Source organism: Desulfobacter sp. UBA2225 (genome assembly GCF_002348205.1).
Lineage (GTDB): Bacteria > Desulfobacterota > Desulfobacteria > Desulfobacterales > Desulfobacteraceae > Desulfobacter > Desulfobacter postgatei.
On record NZ_DDYV01000093.1, the window covers coordinates 1 to 5,138 of the forward strand.

Sequence of the window (5,138 nt, forward strand, 5' to 3'; positions counted from 1 at the left end):
GGAAATTGATGACCACCACGTCGTGTTTTTGGCCATAACGATGGCAACGGCCTATCCGCTGTTCGATGCGCTGAGGATTCCAGGGCAGATCAAAATTGACGATGGCCGAGCAGAACTGAAGGTTCAGACCCTCGGCACCGGCCTCTGTCGCGATCAAGACACTTGCTTGAGTCAGGAAACGATCAATGATTGCCGCTCTGAGGTCCACTTGACGAGAGCCGGTACCGCGTGACGCCTTGTTGGCGGCACACCACTCTCTATAAATCTGACCGGAGGCATCATCCTTGTTGGTGCCATTGAACGTCAGCACCTGACCGGCATAGCCATTGCCCTCAAGGAAGTCTTTGAGCCAGTTCTGAGTTCGCCGTGATTCGGTAAAGACGACCACTTTTTTGGCTGCGCCCATCTCTTCCATGACGCTGAAGCCAATTTCCAGGGCCTTCAGGAGCGCTCTGGTTTTTGTGTCGATGCCAAGACTTCTGGCCCAGCGAATGTAGTCGGTCAGCTCTTCAATTTCAGCATTGAGCTTTTCCAGATCAATCTTTTTAGTCGGTTCCGGTTCTATCTCAGGTGTTGGGGATTCGTCATTGATGAGACCATCTTCTTCGTCCTCGAGGAGAATTTCATCGAGCAGATCGTCATCAATATCCTCACCAGAAATCAGCAACTCAAGAGCGGTTGCATCTTGTAGGACGTCTTCTTTAAGTTTCAAGAGGCGATCCCGCATGATTTCGAGTGTTCCAGCGACTGCGTGTGGCGAAGACGCTAACACTTTGCGGACTATCAGGATAAGCAAATGCTTCTGCCCGGAAGGAAGCGCGTATGTTTCATCCCGCTTCAGATAGGTGGAAACAGCCTCGTAGAGTCTGTGCTCCTGTTCGGTCGGCTTAAAGGGGCGAGTAATAAGCCGACGCTCAGTATACCGCACAAATTCGATGACCTGACTTCGCAAGGAGCGCCAGCAGAAAGTGCGCAGACGATCTCTCAGGCCGGATGTATCTCCGCCATAGTTGATGTATTGCGTTCTGAAAGATGCCAGGTCACCAAACAGCCGGTCATCAATCAGTGTCGAAAGGCCATAGAGTTCGAGCAGGGCGTTTTGCAGCGGGGTCGCCGTCAGAAGCAGCTTTTTGCGATCTTCTGTTGCCCATCGGATACGCTGGCCCAGCCGATTGCTTTCCCGGTAGGCATTACGGAGCTTGTGGGCTTCATCAATAACCACAAGATCCCAGGCAATCTCTTTGAGTTCTTCCGCCCGGCCGGCGGCAAAGTGCATGGAGCAAATGATGATTTGCTTGTCCCTGAACGGGTTCGGAACATCAAGCTTTTGCTGGTCTTTATAGGTTTTTGCATCCAGAACGATGGATGGCAGGTTGAATTTCTCGGAGAGCTCCAGCGCCCACTGCTTCCGAAGCGAGGCAGGACTGATGACCAGAATGTTTCGCCTGCATTCTGCCCAGTATTGACATAGTACAAGACCTGCCTCGATAGTCTTGCCAAGGCCGACCTCGTCGGCGAGCAGCACACCCTTTGAAAGGGGTGAGCGTAATGCGAAAAGGGCAGCTTCAATCTGGTGAGGATTCAGGTCTACACATGCATCAAATAGCGCACGGCCAAGGCGGTCGACACCGGTGCCGCCGACCCGGCTCAATTCATGCGCGTAGTAGATTGCATGGTAGTCCGTAATCATTCCTCCGAATCCTTTTTATTGCGATCAGCCGCGCCGCCAGCTTTTACGCACCCGTCGACTTCGTCTTTCTTATATTTAGGCAGGGGGCGATTGTCAAACGCTTTCGCCCGGATGCAGCAGCATGCGGATGAATATTTCACGCAGGTAATCCCGCTCAAACGCAGATCAATTCCATGAATTTAAGATTGGCCCGGGGGAAAGGAAACCGGTGAAGCTCGTCTACACGGACCCATTTATGGTCAATGGGACCATTGAGAGTCACCCGGCCCGAGAGATAATCGCAGAAGAATACATCCATTTCTATTTTAAAATGGGTGTATGCATGAAAAACCCGGGTTAAAAATTGCAGATTACCGGTCTCAATACCGGTTTCTTCCCGGATCTCACGGATGCACGCCTGTTCAGGGGACTCTTTGGGTTCCACCTTGCCGCCGGGAAATTCCCACAAACCGCCCAAAAGCCCGTCCAGTTTTCTTCGGGTGATCAGGACTTTTCCGTTTTTCCTGACAATGCCGGCGGCAATATGAACCGTGGGCACCTTTTTTTTCTCCGTGCGCCTGGGGAAAAGAGCTGTTGCCTGCTGTTCGCAGGCGCAACATTCCCGGACCAGGGGGCATGCGTGGCAATCCGGACGTCTAGGGGTACAGACCAGGGCGCCAAGCTCCATGATCGCCTGGTTGTATGTGCCGGGATCTTTTTCATACAACAAACTTGCGGCAATGGCCTTGTATGCGTTATGGGCAGCGCTGTGATTTACAGGCGTGTCAACGCACAAAAGCCTTGCCAGGACCCGCTTGACATTTCCGTCCACCACGGCATGGGGCTTTGCCCCGGCAATGGAGAGCACAGCCGAAGCAATATAATCCCCCACACCCGGAAGATTTTTAAACCCCTTATAATCATCCGGAATAATGCCACCCATATCACGGACCACAATACCGGCAGCCTTGTGAAGATTTCTGGCTCTGGCATAATACCCAAGGCCCTCCCAGGCCTTAAGCACGGTTTCAAGGTCTGCGGCGGCAAGGTCTTTAAGATCAGGCCAGGTTGCCATGAACTTCTGATAATAGGGGATCACGGTTTTAACCTGGGTCTGCTGAAGCATCACCTCGGAGACCCATACCCGGTACACGGGGATATCCCCGCGCCAGGGAAGCTGCCGGCAATTGGCCCGGTACCAGGCCATTAAGGCGGTTTGAACTATTTTACTTTGCCTGTTTTCCAGTTTCGCACCAAGTTAATAAATGTTCTGGTGGCGGTTCCCGAAGGCCCTTTGGGAATATACGCCTTTTTAGTAAAATCCCATGCCGTGCCTGCAATGTCCAGATGCGCCCAGGGGGTTTTGCCCACAAAATTTGACAGATACGCGGCCGCGGTTATGGTGCCGGCCGGTTTCCCCCCGGTGTTTTTAATGTCCGCCACCTTGGATTCAATCTGTTTTTCATAATTTTTATTCAAGGGCAGGCGCCAGACCGGTTCTCCGGCCAAATTCCCGGCCGCCTCAACCGCTTTAACCAGGGCGTCATTGTTGGACACAAGCCCGGTATAATGATGGCCAAGGCCGATGATGACCGCGCCCGTCAGGGTCGCTGCGTCAAGTACACAGGTGGGTTTGAACGTTTCAATGCCCCAGGCCAGGGCGTCGGCCAGGATAAGGCGGCCTTCGGCATCGGTGTTGATCACCTCACTGGTTACCCCGTTGTAGTGGGTGATAATGTCTCCGGGGTGAATGGCCCTGGACCCGGACATATTATCCGTGGCAGGAACGATAGCCACAACCCCCACACCCGGCTTCTCGAGGGCCACGGCCTGCATGGCGCACATCACCGCCGCACCGCCGCACATATCGTATTTCATCTCCTGCATACCCTCAGACGGCTTGATGCTGATGCCCCCGGAATCAAAGGTCAGTCCCTTGCCCACAAGGAGAATGGTTTCCGTTCTGTTTTCCGGCAGATATTCAAGGACCACCATGCGTGCCGGTACATAGGAGCCCTGGTTGACGGCAAGAATCCCCCCCATGCCCATCTGCTCCATCTCCTTTTTTTCCAGACACCGGTAACCCAGTCCCGTCTCTGCGGCAAGCTGTTTGGCATATGCCGCAAAATCGGCAGAGGTCCAGTGATTGCCGGGCTCATTGGCCATATCCCGTGCCGTACAGGCGGCAAAGGCTGAATTTTTTGCCTTTTCAATACCCTGGCGTACGATATCAAGATCCTCTTTGCATACAAATTTTATGGCACCAAGGCCGGGGTAATCGGTTTTCTTTTTGGTGCTTTCCTTATATTTTTCAAACCGGTAATCTCCAAGGATGATGCCTTCGGCCAGGGCACCCGCAGAGAGTTCCGGATCACCTATGGCCGGAGAGAGATGCTTTGGAGTCGGCAGACAGACAGCCACATCCTTAGCCTTCACCGATGCACACACCTTGGCAACCTCTCCCCCGGCTTCCCGCAGCATGTCCAGGGCAGCCCCTGTCTCCTTTTCCTTATTCACAGGGCCTGTACCTAACACCAGAACCCGGACGGCAGACATTTTTGACCGGGCCGGGGGGTAAAACAATATCTGTTCTCCACCCTTGCCGGAAAAATCCTTCAACTCAAACGCATTTTTAACCTGGGGCTGCACAGCGGCGTCGCATGCAGGCATTTTGCCCTTTGCCTCCACGGCAAAATAAACCAGAAGATCGGTTTTAATTGTTTCGGCAGCTTTGGTGGTGGTGGTGATACAGTCTTTTTTCATGGGGACATCTCCGTTTTTTTTAAAAATTCAAAATCCATTGAAATTTAACATAAAATCCGGGCCAGGTAAAAAAATTATATTCCGCATGCGCTATTCAAAATTGATATTGAACTGCAGGCAGGTTGGATCAATGATTGCCCGGCAATTCTTTGCAATGGGTTGACTTCCGGAATATGATCAGCATTTTATAATAATTGACAATCAAAATTACAGGATGTAATGATGAGCCGAGACTACCCGTTTGAAACCGGCGTATACCGCCCGCCCAGTGAAGGGGGCAGCGCTTCCCTGCTGGTCCGCTTTACCCGCAACTGTCCCTGGAACCACTGCACCTTCTGTACGATGTATAAGGGAAAAAAATTTAACCTCAGACCCCTGGAGGAAATTAAAGCCGACATCAATGCCATGGCACAACTTGTTGTCGATCTCCAGGCTGAATCAAAAGCCCTGGGGCACGGCGGCCAGGTCACCCGGGAGGCTATTCTGGCATTGCTTGACAAAGCCCCTGGCTTAAACCACCATCCGGGTGCGGATATGCTGATCCAGTGGATGGCGGTGGGCGGAAAGACCGCATTTGTACAGGACGGCAACTCCTTGATCATGCCGCCCCAGGACCTGATTGCGGCACTGATCTATCTTAAGGAAACCTTTCCGTCCATTGAAAGAATCACCACCTATGCAAGGGCCAGGACCCTTGCCCAGCGGT

Annotated in this window: 3 protein-coding genes and 1 pseudogene; 1 reads left to right on the forward strand and 3 read right to left on the reverse strand. The window is 52.6% G+C overall.

Annotation, left to right across the window (positions count from 1 at the left end):
* The 3 genes from B3D59_RS04970 to B3D59_RS04980 form a co-directional block, all read right to left on the reverse strand.
* Positions 1 to 1,690, reverse strand: a 1,690-nt coding sequence (locus tag B3D59_RS04970; protein WP_286818142.1) for an SNF2-related protein, incomplete at its 3' end; no start/stop codon positions are given.
* Between the two features lie 154 nt (positions 1,691 to 1,844).
* Positions 1,845 to 2,876 (reverse strand): A/G-specific adenine glycosylase, encoded by a 1,032-nt coding sequence (gene mutY / locus B3D59_RS04975; RefSeq protein WP_286818143.1) that lies wholly within the window; start codon positions 2,874 to 2,876, stop codon positions 1,845 to 1,847.
* A gap of 14 nt (positions 2,877 to 2,890) precedes the next feature.
* Positions 2,891 to 4,432 (reverse strand): leucyl aminopeptidase, encoded by a 1,542-nt coding sequence (locus B3D59_RS04980; RefSeq protein WP_286818144.1) that lies wholly within the window; start codon positions 4,430 to 4,432, stop codon positions 2,891 to 2,893.
* 222 nt (positions 4,433 to 4,654) lie between these two features.
* Here B3D59_RS04980 and B3D59_RS04985 point away from each other — a divergent pair.
* A pseudogene (locus B3D59_RS04985) lies at positions 4,655 to 5,138 on the forward strand (radical SAM protein); the annotation flags it as partial.